Annotated in this window: 16 protein-coding genes; 9 read left to right on the top strand and 7 right to left on the bottom strand. The window is 40.1% G+C overall.

Annotated features, from left to right (window positions below; translation table 11 throughout):
* Positions 1 to 29: 29 nt before the first annotated feature.
* On the bottom strand, positions 30 to 1007 hold the full coding sequence (locus GFH32_RS16790; RefSeq protein WP_153512696.1) for a hypothetical protein: 978 nt from the start codon (positions 1005 to 1007) through the stop codon (positions 30 to 32).
* A 162-nt stretch (positions 1008 to 1169) separates the two neighbouring features.
* The gene (locus GFH32_RS16785; RefSeq protein ID WP_153512695.1) at positions 1170 to 1589 is read right to left on the bottom strand and encodes a nucleoside-diphosphate kinase; all 420 of its coding nucleotides are present in this window, start codon (positions 1587 to 1589) and stop codon (positions 1170 to 1172) included.
* Between the two features lie 301 nt (positions 1590 to 1890).
* On the opposite strand from GFH32_RS16785, the gene GFH32_RS16780 reads away from it, so the two are divergent.
* The 4 genes from GFH32_RS16780 to GFH32_RS16765 all read left to right on the top strand — a co-directional run bounded on the left by GFH32_RS16780 (position 1891) and on the right by GFH32_RS16765 (position 5684).
* The gene (locus tag GFH32_RS16780; RefSeq protein ID WP_153512694.1) at positions 1891 to 2412 is read left to right on the top strand and encodes a hypothetical protein; all 522 of its coding nucleotides are present in this window, start codon (positions 1891 to 1893) and stop codon (positions 2410 to 2412) included.
* Between the two features lie 58 nt (positions 2413 to 2470).
* The gene (locus GFH32_RS16775; protein ID WP_153512693.1) at positions 2471 to 3319 is read left to right on the top strand and encodes a 4-hydroxy-3-methylbut-2-enyl diphosphate reductase; all 849 of its coding nucleotides are present in this window, start codon (positions 2471 to 2473) and stop codon (positions 3317 to 3319) included.
* A gap of 71 nt (positions 3320 to 3390) precedes the next feature.
* On the top strand, positions 3391 to 4425 hold the full coding sequence (gene hemH / locus GFH32_RS16770) for a ferrochelatase (RefSeq protein WP_153512692.1): 1035 nt from the start codon (positions 3391 to 3393) through the stop codon (positions 4423 to 4425).
* 2 nt (positions 4426 to 4427) lie between these two features.
* Positions 4428 to 5684 carry a metallophosphoesterase gene (locus GFH32_RS16765; RefSeq protein ID WP_153512691.1) on the top strand — a complete coding sequence of 419 codons (1257 nt, stop codon included), beginning with the start codon at positions 4428 to 4430 and terminating at the stop codon, positions 5682 to 5684.
* 1175 nt (positions 5685 to 6859) lie between these two features.
* On the opposite strand, the gene GFH32_RS16760 is transcribed toward GFH32_RS16765, so the two are convergent.
* From GFH32_RS16760 to GFH32_RS16740, 5 genes are all read right to left on the bottom strand, one after another.
* The gene (locus GFH32_RS16760; protein ID WP_153512690.1) at positions 6860 to 7918 is read right to left on the bottom strand and encodes an ABC transporter permease; all 1059 of its coding nucleotides are present in this window, start codon (positions 7916 to 7918) and stop codon (positions 6860 to 6862) included.
* Positions 7866 to 8840 carry an ABC transporter ATP-binding protein gene (locus tag GFH32_RS16755; RefSeq protein WP_153512689.1) on the bottom strand — a complete coding sequence of 325 codons (975 nt, stop codon included), beginning with the start codon at positions 8838 to 8840 and terminating at the stop codon, positions 7866 to 7868. The genes GFH32_RS16760 and GFH32_RS16755 overlap by 53 nt, the downstream gene beginning before the upstream one ends.
* 49 nt (positions 8841 to 8889) lie before the next feature.
* Complete coding sequence (locus GFH32_RS16750; RefSeq protein ID WP_153512688.1) at positions 8890 to 9729, bottom strand: COG1470 family protein; 840 nt, start codon at positions 9727 to 9729, stop codon at positions 8890 to 8892.
* Between the two features lie 635 nt (positions 9730 to 10364).
* A complete protein-coding gene (locus GFH32_RS16745; protein WP_153512687.1) occupies positions 10365 to 11003 on the bottom strand; it encodes a gluconate 2-dehydrogenase subunit 3 family protein in 639 nt (212 codons plus the stop codon).
* 7 nt (positions 11004 to 11010) lie between these two features.
* A complete protein-coding gene (locus GFH32_RS16740) occupies positions 11011 to 12747 on the bottom strand; it encodes a GMC family oxidoreductase (protein WP_153512686.1) in 1737 nt (578 codons plus the stop codon).
* A 328-nt stretch (positions 12748 to 13075) separates the two neighbouring features.
* Here GFH32_RS16740 and GFH32_RS16735 point away from each other — a divergent pair, with 328 nt between their 5' ends.
* Genes GFH32_RS16735 through GFH32_RS16715 form a run of 5 tightly spaced genes read left to right on the top strand, consistent with a single transcriptional unit; the run spans position 13076 to position 19373 of the window.
* Positions 13076 to 14122, top strand: a complete 1047-nt coding sequence (locus GFH32_RS16735) for a UDP-glucose--hexose-1-phosphate uridylyltransferase (RefSeq protein WP_153512685.1) — start codon at positions 13076 to 13078, stop codon at positions 14120 to 14122.
* Positions 14123 to 15280: a galactokinase gene (galK, locus tag GFH32_RS16730; protein ID WP_153512684.1), complete on the top strand. Its 1158-nt coding sequence runs from the start codon at positions 14123 to 14125 to the stop codon at positions 15278 to 15280.
* Between the two features lie 22 nt (positions 15281 to 15302).
* Positions 15303 to 16469 (top strand): aldose epimerase family protein, encoded by a 1167-nt coding sequence (locus tag GFH32_RS16725; protein ID WP_153512683.1) that lies wholly within the window; start codon positions 15303 to 15305, stop codon positions 16467 to 16469.
* A gap of 3 nt (positions 16470 to 16472) precedes the next feature.
* Entirely contained in the window at positions 16473 to 18131 is a 1659-nt protein-coding gene (locus GFH32_RS16720) for a sodium/sugar symporter (protein ID WP_153512682.1), read from the top strand.
* 36 nt (positions 18132 to 18167) lie between these two features.
* Positions 18168 to 19373 carry a glycoside hydrolase family protein gene (locus tag GFH32_RS16715; protein WP_153512681.1) on the top strand — a complete coding sequence of 402 codons (1206 nt, stop codon included), beginning with the start codon at positions 18168 to 18170 and terminating at the stop codon, positions 19371 to 19373.
* Positions 19374 to 19377: the final 4 nt, after the last annotated feature.

Below are 19377 nucleotides of genomic sequence, written 5' to 3'. Positions count from 1 at the left end.
TATGATAATCGAAAGATTAAAATCTTTTATTATTCATAAATTTCATTGGTTTGAGCAAGTCGTTGGGAACCCACGTTTGCTGGACATGCAATATCATCTGTCGCATCGTAAATTAACGCTTTACCTGCATTCTTTTCTATTGCTTCTGCAGGAACGTAGATTTGTGTCTTCGTGCGGCTATATCCACTTGGGAAATATCGAACATAGTAGCCATCTGAATGGTATGTCCAAATTCCGCTTGGCGTATCTTCTCTTTTCGGTGCCATACCCGCTAAAATTGCATATTGCTCAAACTCGGCATAAGTGTAGTTGCCGGATGATACCAATCCTCTAATTTTGTTTTCTGCTTCAAAAACCGCTTGCAGTTCTTTTGGAAGTTTATCTTTTGCCTGTTGAACCACGTCAAACGGCAGAATTCCTAAAGCCCCACCCTCAAGTTGTAGTAATTGTTGAGGTGTTAATAATTGTATAGCTGTGACCTTTACAGATCCTGAATAATCACTGAATTTCGTACGCGCAATGATCGTCCATAATAACATCTGAATGTCGGTTTGTTTAACTTCAGGATGTTTTTCTGCGCTCTTTAGAATCGCTGTTACGATTTCTTTTTTCTTACCTAAAGTTGGAGCATACATATAGCCATCACCAGACGAAGGAGCGAATGTTCCGGCCTTCAAACAATAGCTTTTGTTATCAATTTCATAATGACCTGCAGCTAATATAAATCCACCTGCTGTGTTTTTTGGCAATGAGGTTAAAGCTTTGAAAGTTGCGTCTGCTTGAAAATCAGGCATCTGCTGACCATCGCGGTTGACATCATCAAAGTTAGTGCTGATGGCTTCTGGTTCTTTAAATATTTTATCAAGACCAAGTACTTTAGCGCCTTTAGCACCGGTTACTTTCGCAGCTTTGTCTAGCAAGCCGCCAAATTGAGCTTGACTTATTCCTGGAAGGAAGATAAAAAACAAGAGGAATGCGAATAAATAAGATAGTTGATTTGTTTTCATGGGTGTTTTTGTTTTCCTTTTCGTCATCTTTATATCCAAATATAAATCATTTAAATGAATGATTTACATGATAATATAACATTCTAGCGTGCAAGCCTGTCTGAAACTAAATGCACAAAAAAAGGGACCGTAGGTCCCCTTTCTATATTATCTCAATGTCGATTAAAATCTCTCGAATTGACTGAAAAAGAAGTTACCTTCGATGTCCGCATTCTCATCAGAATCTGATCCGTGAACCGCATTTGCGTCGATAGATTTTGCGTATTTACTACGGATTGTACCTTCTGCAGCTTTTGCAGGGTCAGTAGCACCAATTAAAGTACGGAAATCTTCAACAGCGTTTTCTTTTTCTAGGATTGCCGCAACAATAGGACCTGAAGTCATGAAGCTTACTAAATCACCATAGAAAGGACGTTCTTTATGTACTGCATAGAAGTTACCTGCAGAAGTATCTGTCAAGTGGATGTATTTCATCGCTACGATTTTGAAACCGGCAGCAATAATGTCATTTAAGATAGCACCAATGTGACCATTTGCAACTGCATCTGGTTTAATCATTGTGAATGTTCTGTTTGTAGCCATTTTACTCTAAGAATTTTTTGCAAAGTTACGTTTTCAATTGAATAAATTATTAGTAATGCAACTAAAAAAAACTTCATTTTGTTTTGAGATCTTATTGGGAAAATAGAAATAGCAGGAAAAAGTCTATTTGAACCTCTTTGAGAATACGAAAAAGGATGAAGCCTTACATCTCTTAGACACAGTGTTTTAACGTAGTCTTATGATTTAGATGCGGATTTTAACCTTTTTTGGCAAGTTATTTGTTTAAACAGCGAAAACTTTGACTCACAAAGTTTGAATTATCACAAACAGTATAATTACTATGAAAAAGATTATTCTGCCTATTTTAATGGCATTTGGATTTCTTATCGCTTCTACGGGGGTACAAGCACAAACTCCTTATCGTACCGCATTAGGATTAGGTATTGATGCCGGAGATGGACAAACTTTATTCGGTCCGCAAATTAAACACAATTTTGGGGGCTTCAATGCAGGTAATGCGCAAGTATTATTCGGCGACAACATTACCGTGTTAGGTGTAGATTATTCATATAATCAACGTATATCCGGTGCTCGTGGACTATCATGGTATGTAGGTATCGGTCCTCAGTTATCATTTATTGATCATGGAAAATGGGATAAAGATTGGTATGATGACGATGATCATTGGGACGATGATTCACATGTTGATGTCGCAATTCGTCCAGCTGTAGGATTGGAGTTCAGAATTCCTTCTACGCCGCTAGCGATGCATTTTGACTGGAAACCATGGTGGAATCTTTCGCATAGTTCACATTTTGAGCCTGGTAGATTCTCCTTAGGATTCAAATTTGTATTGAAATAGCATATTTATTTATGTTTCAAAATATTGTTTAGTACTCGCTAAACCTTAACTTTGTAATATGGCAAAGAACTTGCAAGTGACAATAGATAAAGATTCTGGATTTTGTTTCGGAGTCGTTTATGCCATTGATATGGCTGAGGAGATTCTGGATGAAGAGGGATATCTTTATTGCTTGGGAGATATTGTGCATAATGATGAGGAAGTCGCTCGGCTAAAAGCCAAGGGACTTCGCATTATTGCGCACAGTGATTTGCAAACACTTCAAAATGAAAAGGTTCTTATTCGTGCTCACGGAGAGGCTCCTGAAACTTATCGCATTGCCTTAGAAAACAATATTACTTTGATCGACGCTTCTTGTCCGGTCGTATTAAAACTTCAAAACCGTATTAAGACTTCACATGACGATGACGAAAAGATTCTTATTTTCGGAAAACATGGGCATGCGGAAGTGATTGGTTTGCAAGGGCAGACAAATAATGAAGCCATTGTCTTTCAAGATATAGACGAATTAGATGCGGTAGAATTACCGGCGAAATTTACGCTATATAGTCAAACCACAAAATCTGTAGATCGTTTTTATCAAATCAAGGACGAGTTATTAAGACGAGGATATGAAGTCAAGGCAAATGATACAATTTGTCGTCAGGTTTCAAACCGATACGAAGATCTTGGTAACTTTGCGAGACAATACGATAAGATCATTTTTGTATCAGGCAAGAAATCCTCAAACGGGAAAGTATTATTCGAAGTTTGTAAGCAGGTTAACCCTGAAACTCATTTTATCTCAGACCCCGCGGAAATAGATAGCAGTTTATTTGCTGAAAATGATACCGTTGGAATCTGTGGAGCTACATCTACTCCGATGTGGTTAATGAAAAAAGTGAAAGAGACCATCTCGTCCTATTAATCGTCATCTTATTTTAAAATTCTATAGCAGAGCCTCTTTTGCTATAATTAATGTTTATTTTTGCTCTACATATGAGGAATAAAGCTAAAAAGGGGGTGCTGTTAGTGCAATTGGGGACGCCTAACTCGCCTGCTAAAAGTGATGTTAAACGTTATTTAACACAGTTTTTGATGGATCCGCGCGTTATGGATATTCCCTATATTTCTAGATCACTATTAGTAAAAGGTATCATTGTGCCGAAGCGTTCCGGTAATTCTGCAGCAACTTATGCGAGTATTTGGGATAACGAAGCGGGGTCGCCCTTAATGACCTACAGCTTGTATCAGCAAGAAAAATTACAAGAAGTGCTTGGGGAAGAGTATCATGTCGAGCTAGCCATGAGGTACCAAAACCCGTCGATTGAGAATGCCTTATCGAAAATGGAAGGTATGCTGTTAGAATCATTGACCGTCATTCCATTATTTCCACAATATGCTTCCGCAACAACTGGCTCTGTTATTGATAAAGTAATGGAGATTATGCGTACTTGGCAGTTCATACCAAAGATAAACTTTGTTAGTAGTTATTACGACGATCCGTTGATGATTGAAGTAATTGCGGAGCACGCTTTGAAGCATGATTTAGCGTCTTTCGACCATTTCTTGTTCAGTTATCATGGTCTTCCTGTAAGGCAGTTGGGAAAAGTACATGCCAATGCTGAGGTGAAATGTCCTGATTTCGGGTGTGATCAGTGTAGAACGGAAGCGAATCCATATTGCTATTTATCACATTGTTATGCAACAACAAAAGCAATAACAGAAAAGTTAAATCTTCCGAAAGATAAATTTACGGTTTGTTTTCAATCCCGTTTAGGCAAAACTCCTTGGATTCAACCTTATACCTCTGATACCCTTCATAAGTTAGCAGAAAGTGGTGCTAAGCGTATTTTGGTATTTAGTCCGGCTTTTGTCGCGGACTGTATCGAGACCATTGATGAAATTCAGGTGGAATACGCAAATGAGTTTAAAGATTTGGGAGGTGAAGAAGTGCATATGGTCGAAAGTTTGAATAGAAATCCGAAATGGATTGAAGCGCTTCGCAGAATGGTTATAGCAAACAATAATTAAGCATGTTACAGTTAAATACAGTATTATTATTTATTCTAGACTTTTACATATTCTTCGCGCTTCGTGCGACTAATATCAAGTTTGTCAAGACCAAATGGTTCACCTATTTGTGGTGGGGATATTCTATCGCACTGCTAGTAGGACTGTATATTTCTTTCCAGTACAGCATACCCTTGATGTATCGTTCCATCATCCTAGTCGCTTTTTTCATGACTGCAGTTAGCAAATTTATATTTGCAGCAGTATTGATTATCGATGATATTCGAAGAGGAGGGGTATGGCTTTCACGCTTATTTAGTGCAACCAAAAAGACACACATTGAAGAGAATTTTGAAGAATTAGAGAAACCGCTTCCTGAAGTGCCTAAAAATGGCATATCAAGATCTGATTTCTTAATGAAATCAGGAATCTTGGTCGCGGCATTGCCTATGCTACCGTTGGCCTGGGGCGTAATCTCGACAGCTTATGATTATAGAATACGTCGTCAACGACTAGTTTTACCAAATCTTCCGAAGGCCTTCCATGGCTTGAAACTTGCCCAGATTTCCGATGTCCACTCAGGCTCATTTTATAACAAAAAAGCAGTTTTAGGTGGAATCGAAATGCTATTAGGCGAAAAGCCTGATATGATTTTCTTTACGGGTGATTTAGTCAATAACGTGGCCTCAGAGATGAGAGATTATCAAGATATTTTCTCTAAACTACATGCCGATTTAGGTGTTTACTCCACCTTAGGAAATCATGACTATGGGGATTACTATTATGGTAAGGAAGATTCTGCAGCTAAACGTAAAAATCTTCAAGATGTAATCGATACCCATAAAGTAATGGGTTGGGATTTACTGATGGACGAAAATAGAACACTTAAAATGGGTGCTGATGAGTTATCCATTGTTGGTGTCCAGAATTGGGGTACCGGACGTTTTCCGAAGAAAGGTGATTTAAAGAAAGCCTTGATGGGAACTGAAGATAAGCCAGTAAAATTATTATTATCACATGATCCTTCACACTGGCGTGCTGAGGTGTTGGATACAGATGTAGACGCTATGTTTGCTGGACATACACATGGTATGCAATTTGGTGTTCGTGGCGAAAACTTTCAATGGTCGCCAGCGAAATACATCTATAAAGAGTGGGCGGGGCTTTATACCGAAGGGAAAAGTCAATTATATGTCAACACTGGATATGGATTCCTAGGATATCCTGGCCGAGTGGGGATTGCTCCAGAAATTACTGTTTTCGAACTGACTAGTGTTTAGCGTGAATGCTGTAGGATAATTGATTGAGCTGGCAGTTTGCTGTTGCATTCGACAATTTATCCGCTATTTGGTTAAACAAATACCACTGTCTATTTCCTTTCAACTCGAACAGAGGAAATAAAAAATCCAACAGTATCACATTACGCGCTAAGCCTGATATCTTCATGCATTGCTGCTGTTCCCTCCACAATGAATAACCAAGGGCATTTTGCAAAGTAGACAGCTTTATTATTTAATTGACAGTTAGCGATTCTTGCCTGCTGGAGCAAGTAACAAATATCTAGGATGCTAAATACCATTACTTTCTGCTGCGAGTTAGGAAACGTTTATGAAAATTATCATCCCCACGCCGTCTCATATTAGCTGCTGCGATCGCTGAGCACAAAACTGATTTTTTGAGGAATAAACGCCTAATGACAATCCTAATGAACGTTAATAGGGATCGTATTGCGGACCGTTTTCGGCCAACTTCATCGCTAATGGTATCCTCTGCGGTTTCAAGTAAGCGATGCTATGACAATCCGGTTGCTTAGACTGGATATAGAGATTTTCGAATTAGAAACTTCAACAGCAGTAGTGATCAATGCCACTGATGATGGGGCAAGATGCCGATACGTAATGAGTGTATAGCGATCGCTTGACGGTACATCTATTTTTAAGGGGTTTGTCTTAGCGTGATGGCTGAAATATCGGCCTTCCTTCAAACCACCTGATTTTAAGTTTTCCCTGAGTAGGTTGAAATGCTATGATTCAGAAAATCATGCGCAGTTCCAACGACTTTCGGCAAAATTCTCATCAAATTTCACAGTGATCATGAAACTGTCGTTTCATGCGAATCAGTCGCTACCCTAAACGACTCTTGAATGCTCAGGTCGATCTATTCGTATCGATTACCAGAATTTCAGAGGATAAGATCACTCGAGAAATCGCTTGGAACGTTCCAAAATTTTTAAAGCGCGCGTTGGAGTTCGAAATCGTTCATCTAAAACGATGATACGGACTGAAGCGCTGCTAGAGCAACTCCCGCCTTTCTGGCTATAAATAAAAATCGAGTGGCATGTCTTTGGAGTTATTCAAATTCGAAATAATGACCGGGAATGTTGACATTCGATTAACCAGAATAAGTGGCCCCATCTACGCCACTTATTCAAATAGTATCGTTATTCGATTATTATTTATGCACGTATTTCCTTTCGCATAAACAAGAAGTAGCACAATGCGAATATCGTCACCGAACTGGCGAGTAATCCACTTAGTTGTGGGAAAATTATTGTCAATGAATTACTAACAGTTAGATCTGACGGTATTGCACCAAAAGTTTGTTCCAGACTCATTGGCCCCAAGGTTCGTACCGAAGGAATCAATAAAGTCGCAGTTGCGTCGTTATATAGTTGACTCGGCGAGATCCTCGATAAATTAATCGCTATGTCAGCATATTGAAGATATTCCGACTCTTGCAGATTTCCGGGATTAGCAACAAGCATAGTCATCAGTAAATTCACCAACATGGGATAAAATACAGTGAAAAAAAGCCATAGGCCTATAGCTGCCAGAGCCGATGTCGAAGGCTGATTGAAAACAATCGAGCAAAAAACTGCGAAACTCAACCAAAAGCCTACATACAATATCGTAATAAGAACGAATAGAATAATGCGTGTGAACTCCATTGGGCTAAGCGGCACTCCAGTTATTAACATGACGGTACCCAGCATCATCAGTGTGATTGACAAAAAAAGAATCGCTACGACGTTCAGTGGACCGATAAATTTACTGAGCAATACGTCGTCGCGAAACAAAGCTTGAGAGAGTAAGGGCATTAAGGTGCCATTATTCCGCTCTGAATTAATCGAGTCGAAGCCAAGGGATATTCCAAGTAAAGGCGCTAAAAAGTTTAAAAAAACATAAAATGGCGGGATCGATTGTTCACTTGTGGTGAAAAGTTTTAAATATAAGTGAAATTTTTCACTCGTGACGGCGTCCCGCAAGTTGGAAAGGGCCAGCATGGAAACATAGCTCGATGCGATGAAAATAAGCGTGACTAATAGAATTAAAATGGTAAACTTCCAGCTGCGGACCGCTGCGCGCATTTCTTTACTTACAAGGGTAATGAACGCTGAATTGGTGTCTCTTCCCGTCACTGGGGCATGCCAAAAGTCACCTACCTTAGCGAAAGGTGCATGTTTAAACGCCGCTGCTTTTTGGTTCGTTTTTTTCAGGGGTAAAATATTTGCCATAAATTTCCTCTAATGTTAAATCATTACTTTGAACTTGTTTGATAGACATCCCATGCTCTACGCACAGTTTTACAAGCTGTGGGGTAGAGAATTGGGGAGTTGAAATTTTTACAGACTGATCTGTCCAACTTAACGTCGCTGAGGGCCATTGCGCTATAATTGACTCGGTCAAAACAGACTTGCCCCTATTGAATTCGCCATGCCACCAAATACTGCTTTGGTGGCCGAGTTTGCTAATGAGTTGGTGTGATAAATCAGCGATACTTCCCACTGCTTCCATTTTGCCTTCAACAAATAGTCCAACACGGTGACAGACTTTCTGTACTTGATCTAATTGGTGCGATGAGATGATTATCGTGATGCCGAATAGTGCGTTTAGGTCCCTGACTAGTTGTAATAGTTCTTCTACTCCGCTCGGATCAAGACCCAAAGTGGGTTCGTCAAGGATTAATATTTTCGGGCGCTTCACCAATGCTTGAGCAATACCTAATCGCTGCTTCATACCCCTAGAAAAAGTGGAGGGCTTTTTGTGGGAAACCGAAGAAAGCCCAACAAGTTTTAATAGCTGATCGACTCTTTCTCCAACCTGAGGCCGAGGGATTTGGTTTAGTGATGCGAAAAAAGCTAAGTTTTCATGCGCCGTCATGTGATCGTAGAAGCCAACTGCATCTGCAAGATAGCCAATCTCGCGCTTCACTGCTATCGCAGAGTGATAGGGAGATAATCCGTTAACGTAAATGTTTCCAGCGGATGCTTCGGTCAGTCCTAAGATCATCAGCATTGTGGTGGACTTCCCTGCGCCGTTAGGACCCAGCAAACCAAAAATTTCGCCTTGAAAAATTTTTAAATTAAGTTCATCTACCGCTTTGCGATCTCCGTAAATTTTGCTGACGGAGTGGAGCTCAATAAGGGTCTCTTTCATGTTGTAATTTGCCGTTATTAAAGTAAACCGAAATAGACGTGAAAAATTGCTAGCGACGACCGTACGTTCGGAACAGATAAAACACCAGCGATAGGGCCACGAATATCGCTAAAATTCCTAGCCATCCCGATAATAGGGAGGCTTTAACGGTTATACGGATATCCGCTTTTTCGCTAAGTTGCGAGCTCTTGACGTCATAGGTTGTCATGTAATCTCCTGCAATACTTTTCTCAGGCGCTTTCAAGTTAACAGTAAACTCGTGAGAATCGCCAGAACGTAAATACTCTAGTTTGGCAGGATTGATTTGTGTTTCCCAATTTGTGGGCAATGTGGAGGAAATTGCCAAATCTTTCAAATCCAAGCTGCCCTCATTTTTGACCAGCAACTTAAGCACTTTAGATCCCCCGGCGACAATCGTTTCATTCAAGCGTTCTTCAGGTGTGCGGATACTTAACCTATATGTCCCTTTTATAACCGCCTGAAGTGCTACTTGTAGGCTATCATTAGCAGCTTTCGCATATACTGCAATCGGGAATTTTCCCGCTTTGGTATGCGGAGATGGATGAATTTCTAAAGTAATAGCGTAGGGCTCATTAGCTTTTACCTGTACTGCACGGACGGCGCTTCCCAGCGCTGTAAAGTTAGCCTGCCAGCCGCTCGGTAGTTCAGCACTAAGATCGTAGTCGCGCGGTCCCTCCCCTTGGTGGCGTAATTCCAACTGATATCGGAAAACTTCCGTACTGGTTGCCTCTAAATTTATAAGATTGGCACTCAATGAACTGTGCTGGGCCCAAACTGCTCGCGTATTCGCAATAATTGTTAAGGAAAAAAATGCACAAATTAATAATCGGTTAAGGTTGTTTTTTGTTTTGTAGATAATAGTTTTCATAACAGAATTTAGAACTAAAATATATTTTCATACACTATGATAGTTTCAAATTGTGAGACAAAGGCTGCTAAATACAGTGTTTGTGAGTTCGAATTTAGAAAACCACCTTTGGATTTCCAAAAAAATAAAAGATAAATTTGTTTGAAATTTTGATTGCTTAGGCTCCATAGGGGAGAAAGAACCGAGTGATAAGTTGACTTTTTTGTATAGAGGCACGCTTCAAATGCCGCACAATTTCACTTTAGCTTGATAGCCTGTCCAGCGTTCGCAACTTGATGATGTCTGAAATTTTTGATACGACTCGAACGAGAAATTCAGCTCGCACAGCAAAGCTAACAAATTAAATAGTGGTTCGTGGAGGTTTCCCTAAATGGACGATAAAATAGTTTATGCATAGATATATTTTTCCAAGTCCTATAGCAACTTAACATCAGCCAACAGACTGATCGAATTGAAACATTTATCGTTATGTTGATGCAACCAAGGATTAAAGGTTTTTTCCAATTTTGGATCCCTTCCCAATAGGTAAGCTTGCACGTCAATTGCTCTCCTGAATCAAGGTGTCCATTAAAAGATCGGGTCTTGCACAAATCTCGCAAATCCCCATCAAGAAGAAGATTTAACAAATCTCTTTATTAAGTCTTCAAGTCGTTGTGTTCAAAGCCATGCGCTTTGAGTACATCTGCAGGAACACCAGCCCATACTCCTGGACGATTACCCACATAACCTAAGTCTTTTATTCCCATTTCGGTAGTAAAAAAACCTGAGGTCGTGAAGTTCCTCATCAGCGAGAAGAATGCCACTCCTTGCATCATCTCAGGCTTCGCTTTTTCGGGATAGGCGATTTCATCGACTAATGCTAGTTGTTCTTCACTTTTGCATTTAATAAATGGGTTTTTGAATCTTTTTTGCGATTGCAAATCAAGCCAACGAAGCCCGCCACGCATGGGAACTTGGTTGCTTGGAATATCCTTAACCATAAACTCTATAAAAGCTGGAACACCCGCTTCTGATGCACTCCCAGAAACTTCATCTTTCGGGATAATGATATCTGCAAGGACGGTTATGGTCGCTATTTCATGTTCTGTAAAGAAAGTTTCGCTGAGAAGTTCTTGTGTCCGTTCGTGTTCAAAGTCTTGAACCCCTGGTAACTTGTCGCCGCTCGCGGAAGCATCTTTCTTGACTATTGTTTTATCATCTTTACAGGCGCCGGCAATTACGCTAGAACCGGCAGCAATAAGCCCTAGGGCTTTTAGTGAATCTCTTCTGTTCATCGCTAATTTAGCTGTTTAGTTTTTTCTTTTCTTCTAAAATATACTCTGCTGTACGCATGGAAAGGGCAAGAATTGTCCAAGTTAGATTCTTATCACCCTGCTGTACAAATGGTCCCGCATCAACAACGTAAAGGTTTTTACAATCATGTGCTTGTCCCCAGCGGTTTAATACTGATTTCTTAGCATCATCTCCCATTCGTGTTGTGCCACCTTCATGTATAATCATCCCGGGAGCTTCTAGGCCATAAAGTGTTTCTGGGCCTTGGATGGTAGAGGTGATAATTGCACCCATTTCATGCATGATAGATTGAAAAGTTTCTTGCATGTGTTTAGCCTGTGCGATTTCCTCGTCAGCCCATTTGTAGTTGAAGCGAAGAACAGGGATGCCAAACTTATCCACTTTTAATGGATCAATTTCGCAGTAATTATCTTTGCGAGCTAAAGCTGTTCCCCGACCGGCCATGCCAACCGAGGCGCCATAGAAACGGCGAACATCTTGTTTTAGCGAAGCTCCGTAACCTCCAGCAGCCTTCGCTTGTCCATCTGGTCCCGGAACTTTACCATTAAGGCTTGGGATACCATTGAAGGAGCCATAAGCAGGCATGCCCATACCTCCCCAATATTCGATATGATAGCCTCTAGGGAAATTGAGTTTGCTGTGATCACCCCACCAAGGTGAATAGATATGCACGCTTCCTGTACCGTCTTCGTTGTATCGTTTTCGGTCCATCAAGCTTGGTATAAATCCCGACAAACTAGCGCCGGTAGAGTCATGTAGATATCTTCCAACCAAACCACTACTGTTTCCTACGCCTGAAGGATGGGAAGCAGATTTTGAATTCAACATCAGGCGTGCTGATTCACAGGCACTGGCACCTAAGATTACCGTTTTGCCTTTTGCCGTGTATTCTTGAAGATCTTTTGTATTTACATAAGATACGCCTGTTGCAATACCTTCGTCATTGGTAAGAACCTCGCGAACCATTGCATTATCAATAACTTTTAGATTCCCAGTTTTCATTGCTGGAATAACGAGGCAAGAGGAAGATGAGAAATCTCCATATACTTTACAGGAACGACCGCATTGTCCACAATAAAAACAGGTGCCTCGGCCTTTTATTTCTGGAGAAGCCTCCGTTAATACCGCTCCGCGACCCGCAATAACAGGAACGCCTGCTTTTCGCGCTGATTTAGCAATATAAAGCTCGTGAAGTCGAGGCTTCGGTGGTTTCATAAAGATACCATCCGGTTCATTACGAATTCCTTCTACGGTACCGTAAATGCCTATCATACGATCGACACGGTCATAGAAAGGTTTCACTTCTTCATAGCTAATCGGCCATGGATCGGTAATCCCGTCAGTAGGTTTAAAATCATCTGGTCCCATACGTAATGAAATGCGCCCCCAGTGATTGGTTCTTCCGCCAAGCATTCGCGCACGAAACCATTCAAATTCAGTTCCATCAACTTTGCTGTAAGGTTCCCCTTCAAGTTGCCAGCCGCCGTAAGCAGCGTCAAAGTCGCCAAATGGACGGGTGGTTGAAGCGCCGCGTCGCGGAGATTCCCATGGCCAACGCATTTGTAAAGCATCTTTTCCAGGATCAAAAAAGGGACCTGCCTCTAACATCAAGACTTTAAGTCCTGCGTTTGCCAAAATATATCCTGCCATGCCTCCTCCGGCTCCCGAGCCCACCACGATAGCATCATAAACTTCTGGATTTTCTTTAATTTGAAAAGCACTCATTCGATTAAGGATGTAGATGAAATAAGGTTTAACGAACTAGCAATTCCTTTGCTAACTCTATTTAGTTGAGTTGAATATAGGAAAATTTTCTTTGAACTCAATAATTTAGAGCGTAAGTAATTTATCGAAACGTTATTTCTTTATCCATTCGTTAAACAGCAGCAATAGCCATGCATAGTGTTGTAATGCCTGTTTGATGGTTTTTATCGCTGTTGTTTTTCATTTCTAAAACTAAATGAATATATCCGAATAAAGTGTAAAAATTACACCTAGTCCTTTAGTTTACCATTGTATTTTGTATTTTAGATTAACGAAGAGCAAAAAACCTATGCCTGAACCATTAATAAACGAGCATCCTCATAAGAGGTTAAACTTACTTACTGGGGAGTTTATTTTAGTGTCTCCACATCGCAGTAAGCGTCCTTGGCAAGGACAAATAGAAGAAACGGCAACAGATAGCCGCCCAGCTTATGATCCATCCTGTTATTTATGTCCTGGAAATCAGCGTGCTGATGGCACTTTAAATCCTAAATACTCAGATAGTTTTGTTTTTATAAATGACTTTTCTGCTTTACTAGTGGACACGGAGAAGGCCACAGTGAACGAAGAAGATTTGCTTATAGCCGAAACCGAACGAGGAATTTGTAAGGTTATCGCTTTCAGTCCGCGACATGATCTTACGCTTCCGGAGATGGAAACTGATGATATCAAAAAGGTTGTTGATTTATGGCAAAAGGAGTTTATAGAACTTAGTCAAGAAAGCTGGATTAACTATATTCAGATCTTTGAGAACAAAGGTGCTATCATGGGCTGTAGTAATCCGCATCCACATGGACAAATTTGGGCCGAGAGTAGCCTGCCCGTAGAAATATTGAAAGAGAATAGGCAACAACAAGCTTATTTTGAGAAACATCAGAAAAGCTTGTTATCAAACTATCTAGAGCTAGAACTCAAAAAAGATGAGCGCATAGTTGTTAACAATGAGTTTTTTGTGGCTTTAGTTCCATTTTGGGCGGCATGGCCATTTGAAACGATGATTATCTCCAAGCGTCATGTGCAAGATATTAGTCAGTTTACCGAAGATGAAAAAATTGACTTTGCAAAAACGCTAAAAGAACTAACAGTTCGTTACGATAATATTTTTAAAACCTCATTTCCTTATTCGGCAGGAATGCACCAAGCTCCTGTGAATTTAGGAGAACAAAAGCATTGGCACTGGCATATGCATTTTTACCCACCATTGCTTCGTTCAGCGAGCGTGAAGAAATTCATGGTTGGTTATGAGATGCTTGCAAATCCTCAACGCGATATTACGGCTGAACGTGCCGCTGAAATGATAAAACAACAATCCACAATACATTATAAAGCCCAGTAAATGTTAGATACCAATCTTTTAAAAGAACGTTATAAAGAAATATTCGGTCAAGAAGCCGCGTTGTTAGTGAAATCACCAGGACGAATTAATATTATTGGTGAGCATACGGATTATAATGAGGGCTTTGTTTTGCCTGCAGCAATAGATAAGGCGATTTATGTGGCAGTAGGAAAAAGAGATGATGATTTAATCAGTTTATTTGCCGAAGATTTCAAACAGTCTTATTCAGTTAAATTAGTCGATATTGCGCCGACATCGGAAGGATGGCCAAATTATATATTAGGTGTCGTTCAACAAATTAAAGACAAAGGACTATCTATCGGAGGGTTTAATTTATACATCGATGGTGATATTCCTTTAGGTGCAGGATTATCGTCTTCTGCGGCTGTAGAATGCGCTACTGGTTACGCGCTTAACTCTTTGTTTCACTTGGATCTTGATCGCGTTACGATCGCTAAAATAGGCCAATTAGCAGAACATACTTATGCGGGTGTAATGTGCGGTATTATGGATCAGTTTGCATCTGTTTTAAGTAAAGCCGATCATGTTATTAAATTGGATTGTCGTGATTTAAGCTATACTTACGTTCCTCTAGATTTGGGGAATTATGAGATTGTATTACTAAATACCAATGTAAAACATGCTTTAGCTTCTTCCGCCTACAACGATCGAAGAAACGCATGCGAGCATGCTGTTAAGCTTATCCAGTCCGAGTATCCTGAGGTAAAGAGTCTGCGCGACGTCAATTTGAATCAATTGGAGTTGTATGTAAAGCCTGTTGATCCAGAGGCGTATGTCAAATCTAAATACGTAATTGAGGAGAACGAGCGTTTAGGTAAAGCTTGTCAAGCACTCGAAAAGGGGGATATTGAGGAGTTAGGAAGACAGATGTTTTTGGCTCATACGGCTATTAGCGAAGAATTCCAGGTCAGTTGTCCGGAATTAGACTTTCTTGTTGAACAGGCAAAAAGCTTTTCGCAAGTGAAAGGTGCGCGAATGATGGGTGGAGGTTTTGGAGGTTGTACAATCAATATTGTTGAAAAAGGGTTTGCAGCACAATTGGTTGAGATAATAAGCCCGAGTTACAAAGCTCAGTTCAATTTAGAATTAACACCTATTTTTGTTTCCATTGCTAATGGGACGGAATTAGTATATTAGATACACGATTATAAACAATCTTATGAATAGTAAACTAACCAATCTACTCTTAGGTTGTGTTTTGCTGGCTATGTTATCCTGCCAACAAGGGACAAAACAAGATAAGAGTGGACCTTCTTCCAATACGAGTAAAGATTTGTTGGATACCGCTCAATTTAATGAAGAAATAGAAGGCAAGCTCGCAAAACTCTATGTATTAAAAAATGCTAAAGGAGCCACGGTCTATTTGACGGACTTTGGAGCCCGTCTTGTCGGCCTGCTAGTTCCAAATAAAGATGGAGCGTTGACAGATGTTGTATTAGGATTCAATAAAGCATCACTATACAATAACCCAGAAGAGCCTTATTTCGGCCCAATCGTTGGTCCCTTTGGAAACCGTATTGCAAAAGGGAAATTTAGTATAGATGGAGAGACCTTTACGACGCCAACGAATAATGGTCCGAATACCTTGCATGGCGGATTTAAAGGTGTACACTTTGCAAATTGGAATGCGAAGCAATTGGATGAAAAATCAGTCGTCTTTTCATATACTCTTCCTGATAAAAACGAAGGCTTTCCGGGAAATATTCAAATGGAAGTCAGTTACAGTTTATCCGATAATAATGAATTAACGATCGCCTACAAAGCGTCAAGCGACAAGAAGACGGTAATCAACCTTACGAATCACGCCTACTTTAATTTGAACGGCGAGGGATCGGGCACCATTACCGATCATCAATTAACCTTATTTGCGAATGAAATCACGCCAGTTGATAGTACATTGATCCCAACAGGAGAACTTACCTCAGTAAAAGGAACGGCATTTGATTTCACTACGGCAAAAAAGATTGGAAAGGATATAGAGCAGCAAGACGATCAACTTCGCTACGGTAAAGGCTATGATCATAATTTCGTGCTGAATGGCACTAAGGAGAACGGCCTAAATCATGCGGCAAAAGTATTGGGTGATAAAAGTGGAATCCTTATGGATATTTATACCGAAGAGCCCGGTATACAGTTTTACTCAGGTAACTTCATGGCAGAAAAGGTCACATTGAAGTATGGAAATAAAGATAGTTTCCGTACAGGCTTTTGTTTAGAGCCACAACACTTTCCAGATGCTCCAAATCAACCCAACTTCCCGTCCACTATCCTAAAGCCGGGAGAAACCTATTCAACTAAATCTATTTACAAATTCTCAGTTCAATAAGCCATGGAAATTAAAGATTATATTGTATTCCTCTGCTATTTCGTCATAGTTGCAGGCTATGGACTCTATATTTATTATAAAAAGAAGTCAGCCTCTGGAGATTCCAAGGATTATTTCCTTGCAGAAGGATCATTGACTTGGTGGGCGATTGGCGCATCATTAATAGCCTCGAATATTTCCGCCGAGCAATTCATCGGTATGAGTGGGTCGGGCTTCAAGATAGGCTTGGCAATTGCTACATATGAGTGGATGGCAGCTGCCACGCTAATCGTAGTAGCCGTATTCTTCCTTCCGGTGTACCTCAAGAATAAAATCTTTACGATGCCACAGTTCTTGAATGTACGCTACAATGGCACCGTATCAATGATCATGGCGGTCTTCTGGTTATTGCTTTACATCGTAGTTAATTTAACGTCTATCTTGTTTCTAGGAGCTTTAGCGGTCTCCAGTATCTCTGGTTTGGACTTTCAGCTCTGTATGATCGGACTAGCAGTATTTGCTGTTATCATAACGCTAGGGGGTATGAAGGTAATCGGATATACTGACGTTATTCAGGTATTTTTCTTAATCCTTGGAGGGCTTGCTACCACTTATCTAGCACTAAACTTAGTCTCAGATCATTTTGGAGGTGAAGGCGTGTTGAACGGATTCAATATTGTACATGAAAAGGCGGCAGATCATTTTCATATGATTCTAAAACCGGAGAATCCTAATTATATAGATTTACCAGGATTGAGTGTACTCATCGGTGGTATGTGGGTAATAAATTTAAGCTATTGGGGATGTAATCAATACATTACGCAGCGTGCCTTAGGTGCCGATTTGGGAACTGCAAGAAACGGTTTGTTATTTGCTGCGGTTTTGAAATTATTAATGCCAATTATCGTTGTGCTACCAGGTATTGCAGCCTATGTGTTGTATAACGACGGGTTATTCCAACAAGAGATGATGGCAAGTGGTGAATTAAATCCCGATCGTGCATATCCAGTGTTATTGAACTTACTTCCAACAGGATTAAAGGGTCTTTCTTTTGCAGCCCTTACTGCTGCCGTTGTTGCTTCACTGGCTGGAAAGGCAAATTCTGTAGCAACAATCTTCTCGCTAGATATTTATCAAAAAATATTTGATAAGCAGGCTTCGGAAAAGAAATTAGTAAATGTTGGGAAGATAACCATCATTGTTTCGATGATCTTAGCAATTATCATTGCACCACACTTAGGTATTGATAAGAAAGGTGGCTTCCAATATATTCAAGAATATACAGGATTTGTTTCGCCAGGTATCTTTGCGATGTTCCTACTCGGCTTCTTCTGGAAGAAAACCACCTCGAATGCGGCATTATTTGCTACAATTGGCGGATTCCTGATGTCGATAGTGCTTAAGTTTTTGCCGAAATTTATGGATTTATCATTCCTAGCTTCAAGTGGGTTCTCAATCCCAGTTAATGGAGTTTATGAAATCCCATTTATCGATCGGGTAGGTTTTGTATTCCTGTTCTGTGTACTCGGTATGTATATTATCAGTATATATGAAAACAAGCGGGGTGTTGTACCAAATGGCTTAGAAATCGACACGAATATGTTTAAAACGAAAACAGGATTCGCTGTTGGAGCTTTGTTAGTTTTAGGAATAACAGCTGCATTATACACTATTTTCTGGTAGTTTAATTTATACTATCGTTATTGTTTACATTGAAGAATGAAGATTTCTATGGTAATTGTTGAGCTTTTGAGGAAGCTAAAGAAGAATAGTGCGTTGTGGTTAGTTTGTTTTCTAGTTCCCTGTAGTATTTTAGTTTCTTCATTTGCAGGGGCTGGTCAAGTCGTTTCCACGAGTACGAGCAAGTTAAAGGTCAATATTGATGATTTTAAAGGATCCGATATCAATAAAATAAATGAGGCTATCCAATTTGTCAGTCGTTCGAAAGGAGGGGTTGTAGAGATTACACGCGACGTGTTGATCGATCAAGCCATTATCATGTATAGTGATGTAGAATTGCACTTTAGTGGTAAAATCAAGATGAAAGACGGCGTTTTCGATAACATGATTCGCATTGGCGGAGTAATTGTTGATGCTAAGAATCCAAATGGAGTTTGTGCCGACTTGAAAGAAACTAGGAATATTAAAATTCTTGGAATCGGGGAGCAAGCGAGCCTCGAAGGTTCTGATATAGCTTTTCTAGGATTGAATCCAAAAACAGGAAAACAAGAATCCTTTATTGGTGACTTTTATGGGTGGCGAACGATAACTATTTTGCTATCCAATGTGAAGGGCTTTGAAATAGGGAACTTCGCTATAAGTAAGACGAAATGTTGGGCTATATCGCATGAATGGGGCTGTCAAGATGGTTATCTACATGATCTAAAGTTTTCAACTGCAGGAATCAAGAATGGAGACGGCATTAATTTGAGGAATGGATGTAAAGATATTCTCATCGAGAATATTGAAGGGCAGACAGGAGATGATACAATTGCATGTACCGCATTGAATGCAAGTGTTATGGAGGGAAAGCGAGGAGAGAACTACGTTTGGCCAATGCAGACGATGGGCTATGAATATAAAGGAAAAGCAGAAGCAGGAATTGAAAACATCAGAATAAACAATATTGCTGCAACGAGTGATCACAACAATGTTCGATTGCTAACAACGAGTCCCAATATTCATAATATATCAATTACTAATGTTAAGGGGAATGCGAATATCAATGTGGTTTTAATCCACACGGGTTACGGTAATGGGTTTAATCTAGGTAATTTCAAAAATATTAAGATAGAAGGGGTTAGTAACGAAAGCGATAGCAAGACTTTAAACTGTGAGGCTCCGATTCTTGCTGGTCAGATCAAGAATATTCAAGGGCAAGTGTTTATAAATCCGGAATCCAAAGACATCAAATTCTCAAAATAGCGTT

The sequence above is a fragment of the Sphingobacteruim zhuxiongii genome (assembly GCF_009557615.1).
Classification (GTDB): Bacteria; Bacteroidota; Bacteroidia; order Sphingobacteriales; family Sphingobacteriaceae; genus Sphingobacterium; species Sphingobacterium zhuxiongii.
This window is presented reverse-complemented; position numbering and strand designations above follow the sequence as displayed.